The organism is Caulobacter sp. LjRoot300 (genome assembly GCF_964253875.1).
Lineage (GTDB): Bacteria > Pseudomonadota > Alphaproteobacteria > Caulobacterales > Caulobacteraceae > Caulobacter.
Window position 1 is genome coordinate 562,924 of sequence record NZ_CAXUSA020000002.1, and the last position, 22,357, is coordinate 585,280.

The 22,357-nt window shown below is 68.6% G+C and carries 15 protein-coding genes and 1 tRNA gene; 9 read left to right on the plus strand and 7 right to left on the minus strand.

The features are described from left to right. Positions 1 to 90 precede the first annotated feature (90 nt). Positions 91 to 1,230, minus strand: a complete 1,140-nt coding sequence (locus ACSQ2G_RS07970) for a citrate synthase/methylcitrate synthase (protein ID WP_436029775.1) — start codon at positions 1,228 to 1,230, stop codon at positions 91 to 93. Between the two features lie 77 nt (positions 1,231 to 1,307). On the opposite strand from ACSQ2G_RS07970, the gene ACSQ2G_RS07975 reads away from it, so the two are divergent. Then, on the plus strand, positions 1,308 to 2,489 hold the full coding sequence (locus tag ACSQ2G_RS07975) for a citrate synthase (protein ID WP_436029777.1): 1,182 nt from the start codon (positions 1,308 to 1,310) through the stop codon (positions 2,487 to 2,489). On the opposite strand, the gene ACSQ2G_RS07980 is transcribed toward ACSQ2G_RS07975, so the two are convergent. From ACSQ2G_RS07980 to ACSQ2G_RS08000, 5 genes are all read right to left on the minus strand, one after another. Continuing rightward, entirely contained in the window at positions 2,486 to 4,342 is a 1,857-nt protein-coding gene (locus ACSQ2G_RS07980) for a calcium-binding protein (protein WP_436029779.1), read from the minus strand. The genes ACSQ2G_RS07975 and ACSQ2G_RS07980 overlap by 4 nt on opposite strands. 80 nt (positions 4,343 to 4,422) lie before the next feature. Further along, positions 4,423 to 6,822 (minus strand): calcium-binding protein, encoded by a 2,400-nt coding sequence (locus tag ACSQ2G_RS07985; RefSeq protein ID WP_436029781.1) that lies wholly within the window; start codon positions 6,820 to 6,822, stop codon positions 4,423 to 4,425. Positions 6,823 to 6,927: 105 nt separating this feature from the next. Then, positions 6,928 to 11,457, minus strand: a complete 4,530-nt coding sequence (gene gltB, locus ACSQ2G_RS07990; protein WP_436030547.1) for a glutamate synthase large subunit — start codon at positions 11,455 to 11,457, stop codon at positions 6,928 to 6,930. Between the two features lie 17 nt (positions 11,458 to 11,474). Then, on the minus strand, positions 11,475 to 11,861 hold the full coding sequence (locus ACSQ2G_RS07995) for a VOC family protein (RefSeq protein ID WP_436029783.1): 387 nt from the start codon (positions 11,859 to 11,861) through the stop codon (positions 11,475 to 11,477). Positions 11,862 to 11,866: 5 nt separating this feature from the next. Next, positions 11,867 to 13,312 (minus strand): NAD(P)-dependent oxidoreductase, encoded by a 1,446-nt coding sequence (locus ACSQ2G_RS08000; protein WP_436029785.1) that lies wholly within the window; start codon positions 13,310 to 13,312, stop codon positions 11,867 to 11,869. A gap of 447 nt (positions 13,313 to 13,759) precedes the next feature. Between ACSQ2G_RS08000 and ACSQ2G_RS08005 the strand changes: the two genes are divergently transcribed. Continuing rightward, complete coding sequence (locus ACSQ2G_RS08005) at positions 13,760 to 15,256, plus strand: phosphomannomutase/phosphoglucomutase (protein WP_436029787.1); 1,497 nt, start codon at positions 13,760 to 13,762, stop codon at positions 15,254 to 15,256. A gap of 230 nt (positions 15,257 to 15,486) precedes the next feature. Next, positions 15,487 to 16,296 carry an undecaprenyl-diphosphate phosphatase gene (locus ACSQ2G_RS08010; RefSeq protein ID WP_436030549.1) on the plus strand — a complete coding sequence of 270 codons (810 nt, stop codon included), beginning with the start codon at positions 15,487 to 15,489 and terminating at the stop codon, positions 16,294 to 16,296. Positions 16,297 to 16,443: 147 nt separating this feature from the next. Here ACSQ2G_RS08010 and ACSQ2G_RS08015 read toward each other — a convergent pair whose 3' ends face one another. Further along, positions 16,444 to 17,400 (minus strand): complex I NDUFA9 subunit family protein, encoded by a 957-nt coding sequence (locus ACSQ2G_RS08015; RefSeq protein WP_436029789.1) that lies wholly within the window; start codon positions 17,398 to 17,400, stop codon positions 16,444 to 16,446. 144 nt (positions 17,401 to 17,544) lie between these two features. Here ACSQ2G_RS08015 and ACSQ2G_RS08020 point away from each other — a divergent pair. The 6 genes from ACSQ2G_RS08020 to rpoN all read left to right on the plus strand — a co-directional run bounded on the left by ACSQ2G_RS08020 (position 17,545) and on the right by rpoN (position 22,320). Further along, positions 17,545 to 17,631: transfer RNA gene (locus ACSQ2G_RS08020), tRNA-Leu, on the plus strand. 226 nt (positions 17,632 to 17,857) lie between these two features. Then, positions 17,858 to 18,475: a ribonuclease D gene (locus ACSQ2G_RS08025; RefSeq protein WP_436029791.1), complete on the plus strand. Its 618-nt coding sequence runs from the start codon at positions 17,858 to 17,860 to the stop codon at positions 18,473 to 18,475. A gap of 11 nt (positions 18,476 to 18,486) precedes the next feature. Continuing rightward, the gene (gene lptC / locus ACSQ2G_RS08030; RefSeq protein ID WP_436029793.1) at positions 18,487 to 19,143 is read left to right on the plus strand and encodes an LPS export ABC transporter periplasmic protein LptC; all 657 of its coding nucleotides are present in this window, start codon (positions 18,487 to 18,489) and stop codon (positions 19,141 to 19,143) included. A gap of 17 nt (positions 19,144 to 19,160) precedes the next feature. Beyond that, positions 19,161 to 19,751 (plus strand): LptA/OstA family protein, encoded by a 591-nt coding sequence (locus ACSQ2G_RS08035; RefSeq protein ID WP_436029795.1) that lies wholly within the window; start codon positions 19,161 to 19,163, stop codon positions 19,749 to 19,751. 18 nt (positions 19,752 to 19,769) lie between these two features. After that, positions 19,770 to 20,528 (plus strand): LPS export ABC transporter ATP-binding protein, encoded by a 759-nt coding sequence (gene lptB, locus ACSQ2G_RS08040; RefSeq protein ID WP_310086484.1) that lies wholly within the window; start codon positions 19,770 to 19,772, stop codon positions 20,526 to 20,528. Between the two features lie 280 nt (positions 20,529 to 20,808). After that, positions 20,809 to 22,320: an RNA polymerase factor sigma-54 gene (gene rpoN / locus ACSQ2G_RS08045; protein WP_436029797.1), complete on the plus strand. Its 1,512-nt coding sequence runs from the start codon at positions 20,809 to 20,811 to the stop codon at positions 22,318 to 22,320. The last annotated feature ends 37 nt before the right edge of the window (positions 22,321 to 22,357 follow it).

The window sequence follows — 22,357 nt, forward strand, 5'->3', positions numbered from 1 at the left end:
AAGGCCGAGCGCACAGCCACAGCGCGAACGACTCGCGAGAGCGGTGATGCGGACGGGGACAGGCACATGTGCCTGTCCCCAACTCGTTCTCTACGCCGCCGCCTTGGTCCTCGGCCCCACATAGACCGACTGTGGGCGCACCAGCTTGCCGGTGGCCAGCTGTTCGCGGGCGTGGGCGATCCAGCCCGCGGTGCGGCCCATGGCGAACACGCAGGTGAACGACGCGGGCGGCAGACCCAGGGCCTCCAGCAGCACGGCGGTGTAGAACTCGACATTGGTGTCCAGCGGCCGGTCGGGCTTGTGGTCGCGCAGGATCCGCAGGGCGGCCTGCTCCACCGCCTCGGCGAAGGCCAGGCGGCCGGGGACGGCGTTCGAGGCCAAATTAGTCCGAGATTGGGCCAGTTGGCGGATCGCCGCCTTCAGGGCGTCGGCGCGCGGGTCTCGGACCCGATAGATGCGGTGGCCGAAACCCATCAGCCGGTCGCCGCGCGCCAGGGCTCCAAGAAGCCAGGTCTGGGCGTTGTCGGGCGTTCCGATGGCGTCCAGCATCTCGATCACCGGGCCGGGCGCGCCGCCGTGCAGCGGGCCCTTCAGGGCCGAGATCCCGGCCAGCACGGCCGAGGTCAGGCCGGCGCGGGTCGAGGCCACCACCCGGGCGGCGAAGGTCGAGGCGTTCAGGCCGTGGTCGCAGACCGTGACCAGATAGGCGTCCAGCGCCCTGGCCTCCCCGTCCGTGGCCGGAGCACCGCGGGTCATCGCCAGCATGTCGGCGGCGTGCGACAGGGTCGGGTCGGGGGCCACGGGTTGCTGGCCTGCCGCGATCCGCAGCACGGCTGGGGTGAAGACGGCCGGGGCGGCGATCAGCAGCAGGGCCGTGTCCAGGCCGTCGCCGTCCGGCAGGCGGGCGATCAGGGCTCGGACGGCCTCGACCGGATCACGCCGGGCCAAGCCCTCGTCGAGCGCGGCGACCTCGGCGAAGGCGCGGACCCGGGCCGCGCCGAGGGCCGGGGCCAGGTCCGACGGCATGGCGTCGAAGAAGCCGTCCAGCAGCAGATGGGCGACGTCCTCGAAGCTGGCCCGATGGGCCAGGTCCTCGACGGCGTAGCCGCGGATCGTCAGGCGGCCGGCCTGGCCATCGACGTCGGAGAGCACGGTGTGGGCGGCGACAACGCCTTCCAGGCCTTCGGCGACGGGGCTCGCGGCGGGAACGGCGGAAAGACCCTTGGACATGGATGAGGTCTCCTTTCGACCCGCAATCCACGCTTCCGAGGCTTGATCGTCAATCTTGATCAATGTAATCAATATAAATGGCCGACTGGATCGACGCGGAACAGGCGATGGCGGCGCTGGGGGTGCGGGCCCAGACCCTCTACGCCTATGTCAGCCGGGGTCGAGTGGGCGCGACGGCCCATCCCGACGATCCGCGCCGCAGCCTCTATCGCGCCTCCGACGTCGCGGCCCTGGCGGCGAAGAAGGCTCGCGGCCGGCGGGCCGCCGACGTGGCGGCCGAGGCCATCGCCTGGGGCGAGCCGGTCCTGCCATCGGCGATCACCACGGTGGAGGGCGGCCGACTGTTCTATCGCGGTCAGGACGCCGTCGACCTGGCGCGCATGCACAGCCTGGAGCAGGTCGCCCGCCTGCTGCGCGGCGGCCACGGCGCGCCGCTCACGGGGCCCGAACCTAAGAAGCCTAAGAAGGGCGAGACGCCGCGCGCCCGACTGTTCTCGACCTTGGCCGTCCGCGCCGGGATCGACCCGCCGGCCCGGGGCCGCGCGCCGCTGGCCCTGGCGATGGAGGCCGCGGGCCTGCTGGAGGCCGCCGCCGACGCCGTGGCCGGATCCCTTGGCGAGGGTCCGATCCACCAGCGCCTGGCCGAGGCCTGGGCGCTGGACGCCTCGGGCGCCGATCTGGTCCGCCGGGCCCTGGTGCTGCTGGCCGACCACGAACTGAACGCCTCGACCTTCGCGGTGCGGGTCGCCGCCTCGACAGGATCCTCCCTGGCGGCGGCGTCCCTGGCCGGGCTGGCGGCGCTGTCGGGGCCCCTGCACGGCGGCATGGCGGCGCGGGTGGAGATGTTCGTCGACGAGGCCGAGCGGCGCGGACCGGCGCGGGCGGTCGCCGAGCGCCTGGCCCAGGGCTCGGCCATGCCCGGCTTCGGCCACCCGCTCTATCCCGACGGCGACCCGCGCGCGGCGGCCCTGCTGGACGCCTTCAAGGTCCCGGCGATCCTGGCCGAACTGCGCGGCGAGACCGAAGCCGCCACTGGCCTTCCGCCCAATATCGACTTCGCCTTGATGGCCATGGCCAAGACCCTGGCTTTGCCGGCCGACGCTCCGTTCAGCCTGTTCGCCGTGGGGCGCATGGCCGGTTGGCACGCCCACGCCATCGAGCAGTTGCAGACCGGCAAGCTGATCCGCCCCCGGGCGCGCTATGTAGGGGCGGAACCGGGCAGGCCGGCGCCCGAAACGGTCCCGTCCCGCCGGTCCTAGAAGAGGATGTCGCCGGCCTGGAGCGAAGCGGTGTTGGTCAGCTGGATGGTCATGTCGCCGACGCCGTCGCCGCCCAGATCGACGAAGACGAAGGTCGAACCGCCCGAGGACAGCACGCCATAGACATCGCTAGCCCCTGTGCGCACCCCGGTCAGATCCAGCCTGTCGACCCCCGACTGGAAGTCGAAGATGCTGTCGGTTCCGGCGCTGGTGCTGTCGCTGGCCGCCGCATACTTGAAGACGTCGGCCCCGGTCCCGCCCCAGATCGCGTCTCCGCCATCGCCGCCGCGCACGACGTCGCCGCCGCCGCCGGCCTGGATCACGTCGTTGAGCGCCCCGCCGACCAGAGTGTTGGCCGTGTCGTCGCCGATCATGAACACGCCTCGCGTCAGGCCCAGCAGATCGGCCCCGTTCAGGTCGTAGCCCACGGTCGCCAGCTGCATGGCCCCGCCAGGCGTGTTGGCGAACAGGAAGGTCGAGCCGCCGCTGCGGACCAGCGACACCTCGGTCGGCGCAACGGCCGCCAGGTTGATCTTGTCGACGCCGGTCTCGAACCCATAGATCCCGTCCGGTCCGGCGCTGTTGGAGTCGCTCGCGGCCAGGTACTTGAACGTATCGGCCCCGGCCTGGCCGAAGATCACGTCGCCGCCGCCGCCGCCGACGATCACGTCGTCGCCCGCGCCGCTCTGGATGACGTCGCCCGTGGCTCCGCCGACCAGAGTGTTGGCCGCCCCGTCGCCGATCATGTAAACGCCGTGGCCGTCGTGGGTCAGCACGTCCGAGCCGTTGACGTCGCCGTTGGCGGCGATGGTCATCGGGCCGCCGGGCGCGTTGACGAACACGAAGGTCGTCTCGCCCGAACGGACCAGCGACACCTCGGTCGGCTGGACGCTAGCCAGGTCCAGCTGGTCCGCTCCGGTCTTGAAGTCGGTGATGATGTCGTAGGCGTCCGGCTTGCTGTCGGAAGCGACCGCATAGACGAAGATGTCGCCTCCAGCCCCGCCGGTCAGCGTGTCGGCGCCCCCGCCGCCCTTCAAGGTATCCTCGCCAACACCGCCGGTCAGCGTGTCGGCGCCCGCCGTGCCCGTATAGGTCTCGCCCGGAATGGACAGGATCAGGTCGGAGTCCTTGACCTGACCCGCGACCTTGATGCTCATGACGCTACCCAAGAGCGTGATATCGACGAAGGTGAAGCCTCCCGCCGTTCCGATCCTGTAGTTGGTGACATCGAGGTCGGATAGATCGATCTTGTCGACGCCGGTCTGGAAATCGGTGATGAAATCCTGGCTGCTGAGGGTGGAGTCCGTGACCTTGTAATAGCCGAAGGTGTCGACCCCCGCGCCGCCGGTCAGGGTGTCGGCCCCGGCCTCGCCCAGGATGAAGTCGTCGCCCGCCCCGCCGCGAAGCGTGTCGTCGCCGCTGTCGCCGAACAGGATGTCGTCCCCGTTGCCGGCCGCAAAGATGTCCCCTTGGGTTGATCCCAGCAGCAGGTCGTCGCTCGCGGTCACCCCGACGGCGCTGTTCAGATAAGCCGAAGCCTGCAAGCCCCCGCCGGCGAGCTCGGTGAAGATCGCGATGACATCGCCGCTCGAGTCGTAGGCGACGATGGCGTCGACCACGCCGGCGGGGGGGGCCTTTTGCGAAGTCGGACCGGGCACGAAGGCCGCGCCGTCCGAGGGGAAGAAGCCAATATAGCTGGCGCCCCCCGACGAGAAGTTCAGCTTTATAATCCACGACGACGACGTATTGGCGTTAATCGTATAGCCGCCAGTAAGCACCGACTTCAGGAAATTGTTGCTCGACGAACCTTCGGCGTCGAATTTGAATTGCTCGTATAACTGCACAACCGCCATGAGTTAAATCCCCCTACTGATTGTTTCACTTCTCGAAAATGGTTGTATTTCGCGACGCAAGATTGAAGCGAACCGTCTGCTCAAAACAGAATGTCCCCGGCCTGGAGCGAAGCGGTGTTGGTCAGCTGGATGGTCATGTCGCCGACGCCGTCGCCGCCCAGATCGACGAAGACGAAGGTCGAACCGCCCGAGGACAGCACGCCATAGACATCGCTAGCCCCTGTGCGCACCCCGGTCAGATCCAGCCTGTCGGCCCCCGACTGGAAGTCGAAGATGCTGTCGGTTCCGGCGCTGGTGCTGTCGCTGGCCGCCGCATACTTGAAGACGTCGGCCCCGGGCCCGCCCCAGATCGCGTCTCCGCCATCGCCGCCGCGCACGACGTCGCCGCCGCCGCCGGCCTGGATCACGTCGTTGAGCGCCCCGCCGACCAGAGTGTTGGCCGTGTCGTCGCCGATCATGAACACGCCTCGCGTCAGGCCCAGCAGATCGGCCCCGTTCAGGTCGTAGCCCACGGTCGCCAGCTGCATGGCCCCGCCAGGCGTGTTGGCGAACAGGAAGGTCGAGCCGCCGCTGCGGACCAGCGACACCTCGGTCGGCGCAACGGCCGCCAGGTTGATCTTGTCGACGCCGGTCTCGAACCCATGGATCCCGTCCGATCCGGCGCTGTTGGAGTCGCTCGCGGCCAGGTACTGGAAGACATCCGCACCGGCTTGGCCAAACAGCACGTCGCCGCCGCCGCCGCCGACGATCACGTCATCGCCCGACCCGGCCTGGATGACGTCGCCGGTGGTCCCGCCGACCAGGGTGTTGGCCCCGCCATCGCCGATCATGTAGACGCCGTGGCCGTCATGGGTGAGCACGTCACTGCCATTGACGTCGCCATTGACGGCGATGGTCATCGGACCGTCCGGCGTGTTGACAAATACGAACGTCGCCGTCCCCGAACGCACCAGCGACACTTCAGTGGGCGTGACGCCCTTCAGATCGATGCCGTCGACGCCGGTCTTGAAGTCGGTGATCAGGTCGTAGGCGTCCGGCGCGCTGTCGCTCGTGGCCAGATAGCGGAACGTATCGTTGCCGTAGCCGCCCGTTAGGGCGTCGCCGCCGCCGCCGCCGGTCAGCACGTCCCAACCGCCGCCGCCCTGCAGGTTATCGCCGCCGCCGCCGCCCGTCAGACTCTGGGACGCCGCGCCACCGAAGACCAGATCGCTATACGCCACCTGCCCGGTGAGGTGGATTTCCATCGCCTCGCCGGGGGCGTAGGCGTTCAGGACGGTATGGACGCCATCGCGCGAGGACAGCTCCACCGCCAGGACGCCGTTGCCGTCCTGGAGTTCGACCTTGTCGACGCCGGTCTGGAAGTCGGTGATCAGGTCGATTCCATCGACCCCTCCCGCCAGGCTAGAGTCGCTGATCCCATCGTATAGGAAGACGTCGGCTCCCGCGCCGCCTGTCAGCCGATCGGCGAATCCGCCGCCCGCCAGCACGTCGTTTCCGGCCCCGCCGATCAGAATGTCAGGGTTATTCCAACCGCCCAGCACATCGTCGCCGTCGCCGCCGTCCAGGGTTCCGTTGGACGCGCGGCCGAAGGCCAGGCTGTCATTTCCGGCCCCGCCTTCCACGACCACGGGGCCGCCGGACATTCCCATCAGGACGTCGTCACCCGAACTGCCGATCAGCCGCTCGATGCCTTTTGCATCGTCCTGGCCCACGACCTCGCCGGCGGCATCGAACTTCACGATGCTGAACCCGGTCCCATAGCCGTTAATCGAGATGCGACCGGTATGCCGGCTATAGTCGAGCGTATCGCTGTCGCGACCGGCCAGAAAGTCATCGCCCCGGAACTTGTCGTCGCCGCGGAAGCCGCCATAGATCAGGTCGTCACCGGTCCCACCCTCGACGGTGTCGCCGCCGCGACCGCCGGTGAGGATGTCGGCGCCGTCGCCGCCGATCAGGTGGTCGTCGCCCAGGCCGCCGGTCAGGATGTCGTCGCCGCCCGCGCCATCAAAGGTGACCGGACTGAAGTCGCCGCCGATGTTGGCGTCGGTGCCGCCGCCCGCCACGGGCGTTTCGAACCACTCGTTGGCGGCCGAACCCGTCACCGTCCCGACGCCGGCCAGGATGAGGTGCTCGATGGAGCTGTAGCTGTCCGCCCCGCCCCCGCCATCGGTCCCCGTCCCCGTGGTCAGGTTGATCACGGTTTCGCCGAACAGCGAGCCGGTGATCACGGTGTCGTAACCCGCGCCGCCGTTCAGGGCGTCGTTGCCGTCGTCGCCTTGCAGCGCGTCGTCGCCGGCCCCGCCGTCCAGCGTGTCGGCGCCCTCAGCGCCGAAGAGGAAGTCATTGCCGTCGCCGCCCTGCAGCGTGTCGTCGCCGGCCAGCCCGTACAGGACGTCGTCGCCCGCCAGCCCGCTGACTGTGTCGTTTCCCGCGCCGCCGAACAACTGGTCGTCAGCCGAAGTCCCGCTCACCACCGCCATGACGATCCCCCGATAAGCTGATCGAAAGCTCGTACGCTGCGCGACGTCTGCAAGTCAAGATTGTGGGGCGGCCTGACCAAGCGGCCGCCCCGTACGCCCGACCTGTCAGGCCCGCTCGTGGACCGTCTCTTCCGCCGCCAGGGGCTGGGGCAGGCGCGCGACCATCTCCTTCGGGCAGACCTGCCAGAACAGGTCGCGCACCCGGTCCCAGTCGCGCAGCAGGCTCTCGGCGAAGGCCGAGTCCGTCTCGCGGGCGTGCTCGGCCACCAGCGAGCGCAGCACGCCTTCCCAGTAGGGCGAGGCCAGGCGCTGGACCAGGATGCTGTCCGGGTTGACCAGGGTCTCGAACCGGCCGTGCTGGTCCAGGACGAAGGCCATGCCGCCGGTCATGCCGGCCCCGAAGTTGCCGCCCGTCGGGCCCAGGATCACCACCTGGCCACCGGTCATGTACTCGCAGCCGTTGGCCCCGCAACCCTCGACCACCGTGGTGGCGCCGGAGTTGCGGACCGCGAAGCGCTCGCCGGCCTGGCCGGCCGCGAACAGCCGGCCCGACGTGGCCCCGAACAGCACTGTGTTGCCGATCAGGGTGTTGGTCTCCGGCGCGGCCAGGCCGCGGGCCGGCTTGATGACGATCGTCGCGCCCGACAGGCCCTTGCCGACATAATCGTTGGCCTCGCCGGTCAGCTCGATGCGCAGGCCCTGGACGGCGAAGGCCCCCAGGCTCTGGCCGGCCGAGCCCTTGAGCTGGACGGTCAGGTGGCCCGACGGCAGGCCCTTCATGCCGAACTTGCGCACGATGTGGCTGGAGGTGCGCGAGCCGATCGAGCGGGCCGTGCTGCGGACCGTATAGGTCAGCTGCATCTTCTCGCCGCGCTCCAGCAGGGGCGCCGCGTCGCGGACGATCTGGGCGTCCAGGGTGTCGGGCACGGCGTTGCGGCCGCCCTCGACGGTGCAGTAGGGCTTGTTCTGGCCGGGATCGGCGCGAACCAGCAGCGGGTTCAGGTCCAGGTCGTCCAGGTGCTCGCCGCCGCGGCTGACCTGGGCCAGCAGGTCGGTGCGGCCGACGATCTCCTGCAGGCTCTTGAAGCCCAGGCCCGCCAGGATCTCGCGGACTTCCTCGGCCACGAAGCTGAACAGGTTGATGACCTTCTCCGGCGTGCCGGTGAACTTGGCGCGCAGGGCCTCATCCTGGGTGCAGACCCCGACCGGGCAGGTGTTGGAGTGGCACTGGCGCACCATGATGCAGCCCATGGCCACCAGCGAGGCCGTGCCGATGCCGAACTCCTCGGCCCCCAGCATGGCGGCGATGACCACGTCGCGGCCGGTGCGGATGCCGCCGTCGGTGCGCAGCACCACCGAGTGGCGCAGGTTGTTGAGGGTCAGCACCTGGTTGGCTTCCGACAGGCCCATCTCCCACGGGCCGCCGGCGTACTTGACCGAGGTCTGGGACGAGGCGCCGGTGCCGCCGACATTGCCGGCCACCAGGATGACGTCGGCCTTGGCCTTGGCGACGCCGGCCGCGATCGCGCCGATGCCGGTGGCCGCCACCAGCTTGACCGTGACCCGGGCGATCGGGTTGATCTGCTTGAGGTCGTAGATCAGCTGAGCCAGGTCCTCGATCGAATAGATGTCGTGGTGCGGCGGCGGGCTGATCAGCATCACGCCGGGCGTGGCGTGACGCAGGCGCGCGATCATCTCGGTGACCTTGAAGCCGGGAAGTTGCCCGCCCTCGCCGGGCTTGGCGCCCTGGGCGACCTTGATCTCGATCTCGCGGCACTGGTTCAGATATTCGGCCGTGACGCCGAACCGCCCCGAGGCCACCTGCTTGATGGCGCTGTTGGGGTTGTCGCCGTTCGGCAGGGGCTTGTAGCGGGCGGAGTCCTCGCCGCCCTCGCCCGACACCGACTTGGCGCCGATCCGGTTCATGGCGATGTTCAGCACGCCGTGCGCCTCGGGGCCCAGGGCGCCCAGGCTCATCCCCGGCGTGACGAAGCGCTTGCGGATCTCGTTGACGCTCTCGACGTCGTCGGTCGAGATCGGATTGCGGTCCGAGCGCCAGTCCAGCAGGTCGCGCAGCTGGATCGGCTTTTGGGTCCGTAGACCGTTGGACCAGCGACGGTACAGCTCGAAGTCGCCGGTGTCGCAGGCGCTCTGCAGGGTGTGGATCAGCCGCGCCTCGAAGGCGTGGGCCTCGCCCGAGCGGCGCAGCTTGTAGAGCCCGCCGACCGGCAGGGTCACGGCCGGCTCGCCCCAGGCCTTGCGGTGCAGCTCGACGGCCTTGCTCTCCAGGCCGGCCAGGCCGATGCCTGAGATGCGCGAGGGCATGCCGGGGAAGAACTCGGCCGCCAGGGCGCGCGACAGGCCGACGGCTTCGAAGTTGTAGCCGCCACGGTACGAGGAGATGACGCTGATGCCCATCTTGGAGATGATCTTCAGCAGGCCGCCCTCGATGGCCGTCTTGAAGTTGATGCAGACGTCGCGCAGCGACTTGTCGCCGATCAGGCCGCGCTCCAGCCGATCCTGGAAACTTTCCTGGGCCAGGTAGGCGTTGACCGCCGTGGCCCCCACCCCGACCAGCACCGCGAAATAGTGGGTGTCCAGGCACTCGGCCGAGCGGACGATGATCGAGACGTACGAGCGCAGGCCCTTGTTGACCAGGTGGGCGTGGACGCCGCCGGTGGCCAGGATCATCGGCAGGGCCACGCGGTCGGCCTGGCTGCCCTCGTCGGTCAGGACGATGGCGCCGCAGCCACGCAGCACCGCGTCCTCGGCCTCGGCCCGGATGCGGTCGAGATTGGCGCGCAGGGCGTCGCCCGGACGCGCCTCCTCAGCCGGCAGCGGCATGGTGCAGTCGATGACGGCGACGTTCTTCTGGCCCAGCAGGCCGTGGATGCGCTCGTACATGCCGGTGGTCAGAACCGGGCTTTCCAGCACGTAGACGTCCGCTTGGGCGGCGTCCTGGGCCAGGATGTTGCCGAGGTTCTTGAACCGGGTCTTCAGGCTCATCACGCCGGTCTCCCGCAGGGGGTCGATCGGCGGGTTGGTCACCTGGCTGAAGTTCTGGCGGAAGAAGTGGCTCAGCGGCCGGTACTTTTCCGACAGCACGGCCAGGGGCGCGTCGTCGCCCATCGAGCCGACGGCTTCCTTGCCCTCCTCGACCATGGGCGCCAGGACCATCTCCAGGTCTTCCAGCGAGAAGCCGGCGGCGGCCTGGCGGCGGGTCAGCTCCTCGCGGCCGTACTTGCGCGGCTCAGGGCCAGGGCCGATCTCCTTTTCGAGATCGACCATGTTGCCCAGCCAGTCGGTATAGGGGTGGCGGCCGGCCAGCTCGTCGATGATGGCGTCCTCGCCATAGAGCTTGCCCTCGGCCAGGTCGATGGCGATCATCCGACCCGGCGAGATCGCCAGCTTGCGGGTGATGCGGCTTTCCTCGACGCCGCACATGCCGGCCTCCGAGCCCATGATCACCAGGCCGTCGTCGGTATAGGCCACGCGCAGCGGGCGCAGGCCCGAGCGGTCCTTGCCGGCCACGACCCAGCGACCGTCGGTGGCGCACAGGGCGGCCGGGCCGTCCCACGGCTCCATCACCGCGTTGCAGTAGCTGTAGAGGGCCTTGTGCGAGGCCTTCATGTGCGGGCCATTGGCCTCCGGCACCAGCAGGGTCTTGGCCATCGGCGCGTCGCGGCCGGCCCGGACCAGCACCTCGAAGGTGTTGTCCAGGTTGGCCGAGTCCGAGCCGCCCGGCTGGATCACCGGCTTCACGTCGTCCCCGAACTCGCCGAAGGCGTCGGCCGCCATCTTGATCTCGTGGGACTTCATCCAGTTGATGTTGCCCTTGATGGTGTTGATCTCACCATTGTGGGCCAGCATCCGGAACGGCTGGGCCAGGCGCCATTCGGGGAAGGTGTTGGTCGAATAGCGCTGGTGAAAGATCGCCACCGCGGCGCTGAAGCGTTCGTCCTTGAGGTCCGGATAGAATTCGTCGATGTGCTCGGCCAGGAACATGCCCTTGTAGATCAGGGACTTGGCCGAGAACGAGCACAGGTAGAAGCCCGAGAGGTTCTGGGCGTGGACGCGCTTTTCGATGCGCTTGCGGCATAGGAACAGGGCGCGCTCCAGCGCCTCGCCCTCCAGGCCGGCCGGGGCGGCCAGCATGATCTGCTCGATCTCGGGTCGGGTGGCGTTGGCCTTCTCGCCGATCACGGCGGTGTTCACCGGCACCTGGCGCCAGCCATAGATGTAGAAGCCGAAGCGCAGGGCCTCGGCCTCGACGATCGTGCGGCAGGCCTCCTGGGCGCCCAGGTCGGTGCGCGGCAGGAACACCTGGCCGACGGCGATCGGGCCCTGGCGCAGGGCATGGCCCGTGCGGCGCACCTGGTCGACGAAGAAGTCCTGCGGCACGCTGACCAGCACCCCGGCCCCATCGCCGGTCTTGCCGTCGGCGTCGACCGCGCCCCGGTGCCATAGGGCCTTGAGGGCCTTGATCGCCAGTTCGACGACTTCACGGCGCGGCTGGCCGTCGATGGCGCAGACCAGGCCCACGCCGCACGCGTCGCGCTCGGTCGAGGGGTCATAGGCGTGGCCGTCGATCAGGGCCTGGCGGTTCTTCAGATAGAGCTCGGTCTGGGTCAGCATCGGTTGGTCGGTCATGTCTAAACCCTCAGCCGGGTGGGCCAGCCGACACGGACCAGGGTCTGGTCAGGGTCGGACAGCGCGAATTCATACATTCCCCAGGGCTTGGCCTCGGGGGCCTTGGTCTTGCCGATGATCTCGTCGCCGAGGCGCGCGGCCATGCCGTCGACGTCCTCGATGTAGAGATAGAGGCCGAACGGGTTGCGGCCCGGGACCAGCCAGTCCTCGACCGCGTCGGTCAGGTGCAGGAAGCCGCCCTGGCCGTTGCTCAGCATCCGGTAGGTGTCGCCCGGTTCCTTGTCGGCCTCGGGGCGCACGAAGCCCAGACGCGCATAGAAGGCTTCCGAGGCGTCCAGGTCATTGCACGGCAGGATGGCGGTCAGGGCGCCGGAGGGCGAGGCGGCCATGGCCCCTACTCCGCCGCGATCAAGGTCGAGGCGACCTTGGCCGTCAGGTAGCGGTGCATGGCGTCGGCGGCGTCGCGGCCGTCCTTGATGGCCCAGACCACCAGGGAAGCGCCGCGCACGATGTCGCCGGCCGCGAACACGCCGTCGAGATTGGTCATCTGGTGGCGGACGTCGGCCTTGACCGTGCCCCAGCGGGTGACCTTCAGGTCGGGCGCCGAGAACAGCTCGGGCAGGTTCTCGGGCTCGAAGCCCAAGGCCTTGACCACCAGCTGGGCCGGACGGTCGAAGTCGCCGCCCTCGATCTCCTCGGGGGTTTGGCGGCCGGAGGCGTCTGGCGCGCCCAGGCGCATGCGGATGGACCGCACGCCGGTCACGCCCGAGGCCTCGCCCATCACGGCGCGCGGGGCGGCCAGCCATTCGAAGATCACGCCCTCTTCCTCGGCGTTGGCCACTTCGCGCAGCGAACCGGGCATGTTGGCCTTGTCGCGACGGTAGAGGCAGGTGACCGAGGTCGCGCCCTGGCGAATGGCGGTGCGCACGCAGTCCATGGCGGTGTCGCCGCCGCCGACCACGACCACGTCCTTGCCCTCGGCGTTCAGCACGCCGCTGTCATAGGCTGGCACGTCGTCGCCCAGCGTCTTCCTGTTGGAGGCGATCAGGTAATCCAGGGCGGGCACGACACCCGTGCTGCCCGCGCCCGGCGCGACCAGGTCGCGCGCGGCGTAGACGCCGACGGCGATCAGCACCGCGTCATGCTGGTCGCGCAGCTGCTGCAGGGTGGCGTCGCGGCCGACCTCGAAGCCCAGCTTGAACACCACGCCGCCCTCGGCCAGGCGCCGGGTGCGGCGCTCGACCACGTCCTTTTCCAGCTTGAAGCCGGGGATGCCGTAGATCAGCAGGCCGCCGGCCCGGTCGTGGCGGTCATAGACGGTGACGGCGTAGCCTTCCTCGCGCAGCTTCTCGGCGGCGGCCAGGCCGGCCGGGCCAGCGCCGATGACGCCCACCGACTGGCCGCGGTCGGCCTTGGCGGCCAGCGGTTTGACCCAGCCCATCTCCCAGGCCTTGTCGGTCAGGTAGCGCTCGACCGACCCGATGGTCACGGTGCCGTGACCCGACTGCTCGATGACGCAGTTGCCCTCGCACAGCCGATCCTGGGGGCAGATTCTACCGCAGACCTCCGGCATGGAGTTGGTGGCCTGCGACAGCTGATAGGCCTCTTCCAGCCGGCCCTCGGCGGTCATCCGCAGCCAGTCGGGGATGTTATTGTGCAGCGGGCAGTGGGTCTGGCAGAACGGCACGCCGCATTGCGAGCAACGCGAGGCCTGCTCGGTGGCCTTGGCGTCGATGAAGTCGGCGTAAATCTCGTGGAAATCACCATTGCGCTCGCTCGCCGCCCGCTTTTCGGGCGTCGTGCGGGCCACGGTCGTGAATTTCAGCATGCGTTCGGCCATGCGACTTCCCTCGTCCCCGCTTCCAGGGAAAAATTTGCGTGCGGGGGCCTCATACGGACTCTTGGCGGCAAGAAGAATGCGTCAGTCAAAAATATAGACGAATATCTCCATGATGAGCGGCAACCTCTTGCGAGAGACTCGCAGAAGGCGCCCTAATTCGTCTAATTAATTGACTATGGTCATTTTGAGCCCAAAATCGCGGTCAAGCCCCGGCGTTGCCGCGTCATCGTCGGCCGGCCCGGATTGCCTTGGATCGGCGGCCACTCTAACACAACGCCTTCGCGTCCCTCCGGCCCGGCCCCCGCGCCCGCGCCCCGCCTCGGGAGAAATCGTCACGAGCCCCGGATAGTCCTGCCGACAGGCCAGCCCCCAGGCTTGGCAAATCGGCGCGAGTCCTGAATCGTGCGCGCCGCCTCCGCCCGCCCCTCAACAGCCGAAATGTGAGTGATGTTCTCCAAGCCCCGCGCCGACCTCGTCCCCAACACGGCCGCCTATGAGAATGAGCCCCTGGTCAAGGCCACGGGCTTCCGGGAGTACGACGCCCGCTGGCTGTTCGGACCGGATATCAACCTGCTGGGCGTCCAGGCCCTGGGCCTGGGTCTGGGGACCTATATCCACGAGCTTGGCCAATCGCGGATCGTGGTCGGCCACGACTTCCGGTCCTATTCGAGTTCGATCAAGACCGCCCTGATCCTAGGCCTGATCAGCGCCGGCTGCGAGGTGCACGACATCGGCCTGGCCCTGTCGCCCACCGCCTATTTCGCCCAGTTCGACCTGGACATCCCCTGCGTGGCCATGGTCACCGCCAGCCATAACGAGAACGGCTGGACCGGGGTGAAGATGGGCGCCCAGAAACCCCTGACCTTCGGTCCCGACGAGATGGGCCGCCTGAAGGCGATCGTGCTGGGCGGCGCCTTCGTCGAACGCGACGGCGGCAAGCTGATCCGGGTGCAGGGCGAAGCCGAACGCTACATCGCCGACGTCGCCAAGCGGGCCCGGATCACCCGCCCGCTGAAAGTGATCGCCGCCTGCGGCAACGGCACGGCCGGCGCCTTCGCCGTCGAGGGCCTGCGGCGGATGGGCGTCTCCGAGGTGATCGGCATGGACACCGACCTCGACTACACCTTCCCCAAGTACAATCCGAACCCGGAAGACGCCGAGATGCTGCACGCGATGGCCGACGCCGTCCGCGAGCACGGCGCCGACCTGGCGTTCGGCTTCGACGGCGACGGCGACCGCTGCGGCGTGGTCGACGACGAGGGCGAGGAGATCTTCGCCGACAAGATCGGCCTGATGCTGGCCCGCGACCTGGCCCCGCTGAACCCGGGCGCGACCTTCGTCGTCGACGTCAAGTCGACCGGCCTCTACGCCACCGACCCGATCCTGGCCGCCCACGGCTGCAAGGTGATCTACTGGAAGACCGGCCACAGCTACATCAAGCGCAAGAGCGCCGAGCTGGGCGCCCTGGCCGGCTTCGAGAAGAGCGGCCACTTCTTCATGAACGGCGACCTGGGCTACGGCTACGACTGCGGCCTGACCGCGGCGGCGGCCGTCCTGGCCATGCTGGACCGCAATCCCGGCGTGAAGCTGTCGGACATGCGCAAGGCCCTGCCCGTGGCCTTCACCTCCCTGACCATGAGCCCGCACTGCGGCGACGAGGTAAAGTACGGCGTCGTCGACGACGTGGTGAAGGAATACCAGGACCTGTTCGCCGCCGGCGGGTCGATCCTGGGCCGTAGGATCACCGAGGTGATCACCGTCAACGGCGTGCGGGTGCACCTGGAGGACGGCTCGTGGGTGCTGGTCCGCGCCTCGTCCAACAAGCCCGAGATCGTCGTGGTGGTCGAGAGCACGCGGTCGGAGGACGACATGCGCGCCCTGTTCCGTCAGGAGGTCAAGCCGCGCCTGGGCGACCGGGTCGGCAGGTACAACCAGGAAATCTGATCCGGTTTCCCGCCGCCGCCAGGCCGCCCGCTTTTCGGGCGAGGCGGGCGCGGGCGGACGCAGGATCGACACGAAATCGGGCCAGGACGGTCCTGGACGGCCGCCGGCGCAGCCTCCGCGGTTCCGCGGCGCGGCCGCGCGGATAAACCGGTGTTCACCCCGCCCGGCGCGCCCGGGCGGGCTTTGGTACGGCCGCGCGCCTGGAGGCCCGGCCCTTGAGAGGACTGACGATGCCGGATTGGCTGATCGCGATCGTGCTGGGCCTGGTCGAGGGCCTGACCGAATTCATCCCCGTGTCCTCCACGGGGCACCTGCTGCTGACCAAGATCGCCCTGGGCCTGACCGATCCCACCTGGGACACCTTCATCGTCCTGATCCAGCTGGGCGCGGTGCTGGCCGTGGTCGCGGTCTATTTCCAGCGCCTGTGGCAGGTGGTGGTCGGCCTGCCGACCAAGCCGGAAGCGCGTCGGTTCGCGCTGAGCGTGATCATCGGCTGCATCCCCGCCTTCGCCGCCGGCCTGCTGCTGCACGGGGTGATCAAGCACTTCTTCGAGAACCCGTTCCTGCCGCAGGTGATCTGCGTGTCGCTGATCGTCGGCGGCTTGCTGCTGCTGTGGGTCGACCGCTCCAAGCTGCCGGTGCGCGAGGAGGACGGCATGGCGCTGAGCCTGAAGACGGCCTTCCTGATCGGCCTGTTCCAGTGCCTGTCGCTGGTGCCGGGCGTGTCGCGCTCGGGCTCGACCATCGTCGGCTCGATGCTGCTGGGGGTCGAACGCAAGGCCGCGGCCGAGTTCAGCTTCTTCATGGCCATCCCGATCATGGTCGGGGCCTTCGCCCTGGACCTGCTCAAGAGCTACAAGGACATCGACCCCAGCCACGCCGGCACGATCGCGATCGGCTTCGTGGTGTCGTTCCTGTCGGGCCTGGTGGTGGTCAAGACCATGATCGCCTTCATCGGCAAGCGCGGCTTCACCCCGTTCGCCTGGTGGCGGATCGTGGTCGGGGTGATCGGCCTGGGGCTGATCTACATGCCGCGCTGAGGCGCGGCGAAGGTCCTCATCCTGGGGGCGGGACTACCGCATGGCTCATTGGCGCTGTCATCCCGGAGAAGCGCACAGCGCGTTGATCCGGGATCACAGGCTCTTGGCTGGGGACAGGCGCATGCGCCTGTCCCCGACCGTGAATTCCTAGAACGCCCCCGCCGGGACCTCGGCGTACTGGCCGCCCTTGCGGTAGCGGTAAAGGTAGGACGGGACCACCGACTCGACGGCGGTCGGGACGACGCCCGCCTCGGCCAGGCCCGGCAGGCCATGATCGGCGACGTTGTCGGTCCTCAGCGACTCGACCTGGTCCGAGGTCAGCGGCGGGGCGATCGGCGACAGGTCGCCGACCTTGCCGATCAGGCCGGCCGCGAAGAACGGGATCGGGGCCAGCAGGCGGTTGCGGCCGGTCTCGCGCAGGATCAGCTCCATCAGCGCCTTGAAGCTGTAGACGGCCGGGCCGCCCAGCTCGTAGGTCAGGCCCTCGGCGGCCGGGCTGGAGACGGCCCTGGCCACCACCGCGGCCACGTCGCCGACATAGACCGGCTGGAATTTCGTCTCGCCGCCGCCGATCAGCGGCAAGGCGGGGAACAGGGCGGCCATCTGGCCGAACTTGTTGAAGAACTTGTCCTCGGCGCCGAACACCACCGATGGCCGGATCACCACCGCGCCCGGGAACACGGCGCGGACGGCCGCTTCGCCCTCGGCCTTGGTGCGCTGGTACTTGGACGACGAGTCGACGTCGGCGCCGAGGGCCGAGACCTGCACCAGGCGCTTGGCGCCGGCCCCCTTGGCCTGCTCGGCGATCGTCCGGGCGCCCATCACGTGCAGGGTCTGGAACTTCTGCCGGCCGCTTTCCCACAGGACGCCGACCAGGTTGACCACGGCTTCCGCGCCATCGACGGCGCGGGCCACCGACGGAACGTTGCGGACATTGGCCTGCACCACCTCGATCTGGCCGACGTCGCCCAGCATCCGCATGCGGTAGGCGAGGTTCGGATTGCGCACCGCCACCCGCACGCGATGGCCCGCCTTGGCGAGCGCGCGTACGACCTGGCCGCCGACGAAGCCGGAGCCGCCGAACACCGTGACCAGACCTTGCATAATCAACCTCGTCCTAAACCCGTGGGCCGGGGGATAGACGACCGCGAGCCCAATCGCAACGAAATGCGCAACTAAGCGATTGACGCGGTCAAAACCTTTGCATAAACGTCCCGGCCTCGCGGCGATCCACGGATTGCTTCGCGGGCCCAGGTGGCGGAATTGGTAGACGCGCTGGCTTCAGGTGCCAGTGACTGAAAGGTCGTGGAGGTTCGAGTCCTCTCCTGGGCACCACCCCCTACCAACCTTCGAAAGAAGGTCGGGGTGGCGCCGAAAGTTTCGAGACTTCGAAAACTTTCCTGACATTGAAGGCCGTCCAAGCTCAACCGAGGGCTGGCGATGGTCGTGACCAGCGGATAGATATCCTTCCCATCCGGCCTATAGTGTCGGCGCCCACATCAGGCGTGTCGGAATTCGCAACGTCCCGTGCGACGAGACCGAGGCGCGGAGACGAACAGACTTGGCCAACTTTCTGCATGAAGGCGACCTTCCGGACGGCGCTTTCGCCGGCGCGACCGCGGTCGCGATCGATTCCGAGACCATGGGCCTGCGCCTGGGCCGCGACCCGCTGTGCGTGGTCCAGCTGTCGTCGGGCGACGGCGACGCCCACGTGGTGCGCCTGGACCGCTCGACCTACGACGCGCCCAACCTCAAGCGCCTGCTGACCGATCCGGCCGTGGTGAAGCTTTTTCACTTCGGCCGCTTCGATATCGCCATGTTCCTGCTGCACCTGGGGGTCATGACCGCCCCCGTGTACTGCACCAAGATCGCCAGCAAGCTGGCCCGCACCTACACCGACCGCCACGGCCTCAAGGACGTGACGCGCGAGCTGGTGGGGGTGGAGCTGTCCAAGGTCCAGCAGAGTTCGGACTGGGGTGCGGCGACGCTGTCGCCCGAGCAACTGGCCTACGCCGCGTCCGACGTGCTGCATCTGCATGCCCTGCGCGAGCGTTTGGACGCCATGCTGGTCCGCGAGGGCCGCATGGAGCTGGCGAAGGCCGCGTTCGACTACCTTCCCCACCGCGCGGCCCTCGACCTGGCCGGCTGGGAAGACGTCGACATCTTCGCGCACAGCTGAAGGCTGGAGGCATGACCACCCTCGAGGCCGACCGGGCGGGCTACAGACGGGACTTGCGCCGTTGGCGCCGGCGTTCGCGTCGCGTCAAGTTGGCGCGCGTGGTGCTGCCCGTCGCCATGGTCGGCATCCTGGCCACGGTCGGCGGCCAGGTGGCCTGGCGGTCGTTCACCGCCGGCGACCGGCGACCCGCCGAAAACAAGGCCCAGATCCGGATGGTCACGCCGCGTTTCTACGGCCAGTCCAGCGACGGGCGGCCGTTCATCATCACCGCCCGCTCGGCGGTGCGCGACGAGAACGATCTGAAGCGGGTGTTCCTGGACGCCCCGACCCTGACCCTGGGCGTGGGCAGCCCGGCCCCGACCCGTTCGACCGCCGACCGCGGCGTCTATCGCGAAGACACCCTGAAACTCCAGCTTTACGGCAATGTCCGCATGGACGACGGCGCCGGCTATCGCTTCGCCTCGGACGAGGCCATGGTCGACACCCGTAACGGCAACACCACCGGCGAAACCGAGCTTCAAGGCGAAGGTCCAACTGGACAGGTGCAATCCAACGCCTACTCCGTATATGACAAGGGCGACCGCATCATCTTCCGGGGCGGCGTCAAGACACGGATCGACCGGAAGACGGGCCAAGCGGTCCCGGAACAAGGGACGGCTCCCGAATAGACATGAGGACCTGGTTGATGAATCGATGGATGGCGCCGACGGCGATCGCCTTCAGCCTGTTGAGCGGCCCGGCCCTCCTTGTGGGTTTCGGGGGCGCAGCCATGGCCCAGACGCCGGCCGCCAGCGGCAGCAATTCCAGCGCGCCGGTGGACATCTCCGCCGACGAGCAGGAGGTCATCAACAGTCAGTGCAAGACCATCTTCCGCGGCGCGGTCGAGGTGTTGCAGGACAAGGCCCGCATGCGGGCCGCGACCATGACCGTCTACAACCGCCGCAAGACGCCGGGCAAGACCTCCTCGCCCACCGGCAACAACGACTGCGGCGACGTCGACCGCGTCGAGGCCGACGGCAACGTGTTCTACGTCACGCCCGAGCAGACCGTGCGCGGCGACCACGCCGTCTACACCTATGACAACGACACCATCATCGTCACCGGCGACGTGGTGGCGGTCCAGGGCCAGGACGTGGCCCGCGGCGACCGCATGACCATCAAGACCAAGACCAACGACGTGAAGATGGAATCCAACGCCACGGGTCGCGGCAAGACGCGTGTGCGGGCGGTGCTCTATCCCTCCGACAAAGACAAGAAGCCCGCCGGCAAGCCGTAGGAACCCATGGCGTTTTCGATGCAATCCCTGGGCGTCAACCGCGACGCGGCCTCCGAAGGCCTGTTCGTCGACGCGGTCGGCAAGTCGTTCGGCGACCGCCCCGTCGTCAAGAGCGTCTCCCTGCGCCTCAAGCGCGGCGAGGTCGCGGGCCTGCTGGGCCCCAACGGCGCCGGCAAGACCACCTGCTTCTACATGATCACCGGCCTGGTCGCCGCCGACTACGGCTCGATCTATCTGGACGGCGAGGACATCACCAGCCAGCCGATGTTCCAGCGCGCCCGCATGGGCGTGGGCTACCTGCCGCAGGAAGCGTCGATCTTTCGGGGCATGACGGTCGAGCAGAACGTCATGGCCGTGGTCGAGATGCGCCAGAAGAACCAGCGCAAGGCGCGCGAGCAGGTGACGCAGATCCTGGAGGAGCTGCACATCACCCACATCCGCAAGTCGCCGGCCGTGGCCCTGTCGGGCGGCGAGCGGCGCCGGGTGGAAATCGCCCGGGCGCTGGCCAGCGAGCCGTCGTTCATGCTGCTGGACGAGCCGTTCGCCGGCATCGACCCGCTGGCCATCTCCGACATCCGCGAAGTGGTCAGCTACCTGAAGAACCGCGGCATCGGCATCCTGATCACCGATCACAACGTCCGCGAGACGCTGCAGATGGTCGATCGGGCCTCGATCATCCACGCCGGCGAGGTGCTGTTCGAAGGCTCGCCCCAGGAGATCGTCGACAATCCCGAGGTACGCCGCGTCTATCTGGGCGACAGCTTCGACGAACGCTGAGGCGATCCGGAGCGAAATTTTTAATCGCTCGGCGCCCGAAGCCCGGCAGAATTTGACGACCCGCGCGCCGGTTCCAGGGCCCGCGCGGGTTTTTTCCTTGGTGGGCCGCCGCTGATTTTCTGAACGCTTTTAGGTGCTTGCCCTGTCGCGGCGAGAAAAACGCTCGTCTCTGCGGGCGGAGTGTCGCACTGGCCCGCTTTTTGCTGGCGTTCGCGCCCCGTTAACCAGACTGCCCTTCAATGGCGATCAACAGGTTCGTTGATTTGCCCAGGAGGGCGACTTGGCTCTCGGCCACAGATTGGAGCTTCGGCAAGGCCAGGGCCTTGTCATCACGCCGCAGCTCCAGCAGGCGATCAAGCTGCTGCAGCTGTCGAATCTCGAGCTCGACGCCTTCGTCGAGGCCGAGCTCGAGCGCAATCCCCTGCTCCAGCGTGACGACGGCCCGGTCGAGACCGAACGCGCGGCTCCAAACGAGGGCGAGGCCGAGCGCCCCACCGAGAATCTCGGCCTGGACGCAGTGTCCGACAGCGCCGCCAGCCAGCAGATGGACGCCACACCCGACGACGTCTCGCCCGGCGAGCGCGCCACCGGCGACGGCGCCGAGTCCGGGGCCGAGCAGGCCGGTGGCCAGATCGACTGGTCGCGAACCGGCGGCGGCGGCAGTTTCGAAGGCGACGGCCATTACGAAGAAGCCCTGACCCGCGCCCCGACCCTGGTCGAGCACCTGACCGAGCAGCTGGCGGTGGCCGGCCTGTCGCCGGCCCAGGTCGTGGTGGCCGGGGTGCTGATCGACGCGGTCGACGACGCCGGCTACCTGCGCGCCGACCTCGATGAGGTCGCCGGGCGTCTGGGCTGCGACCTGGCCTTCGTCGAGGGCGTGCTGACCGTGCTGCAAGGCTTCGAGCCGGCCGGGGTCATGGCCCGCGACGTGCGCGAGTGCCTGGCCCTGCAGCTGAAGGACGTCAACCGCTACGACCCCTGCATGGCCGCCCTGCTCGACAATCTGGACCTGCTGGCCCGCCGCGACATGAACGCCCTGCGCAAGGCCTGCGGCGTCGACGACGAGGACCTGCGCGAGATGGTCGCCGAGATCCGCGCCCTGACCCCCCGCCCCGGCGCGGCCTTCCACAGCGATCCGCCCCAGACCCTGACGCCCGACGTCCACGTGCGCGAGACGCCCGGCGGCCTGTGGCACGTGGAGCTGAACACCGACACCCTGCCCAAAGTGCTGGTCGACCAGCGCTACCACGCCCGGGTCAGCAAGGGGGCGCGGACCGACCAGGAAAAGACCTTCGTCTCCGACAGCTTCGCCACCGCCAACTGGCTGGTCAAAAGCCTCGACCAGCGGGCCAAGACCATACTGAAGGTCTCCAGCGAGATCGTCCGCCAGCAGGACGGCTTCCTGGCCTATGGCGTCGAGCACCTGCGGCCGCTGAACCTGAAGACCATCGCCGACGCCATCGGCATGCACGAATCCACCGTCAGCCGGGTGACCTCCAACAAGTACATCGCCACCCCGCGCGGGGTGTTCGAGCTGAAGTACTTCTTCACCTCGGCCATCCAGGCCACCGAGGGCGGCGAGGCCCACTCGGCCGCCAGCGTCCGCCACAAGATCAAGGCCCTGGTCGAGGCCGAGCGCACCGAGGCCGACGTCCATTCCGACGACCGCCTCGTCGAGATCCTCAAGGAAAGCGGCGTCGACATCGCCCGCCGCACGGTCGCCAAGTATCGCGAGGCCTTGCGGATTCCGTCGTCGGTCGAACGGCGGCGCTTGATCAAGGAAACCGCCTGACCGATGGTCCGGACGCTCGCGGTCCGCGTTGATAGAC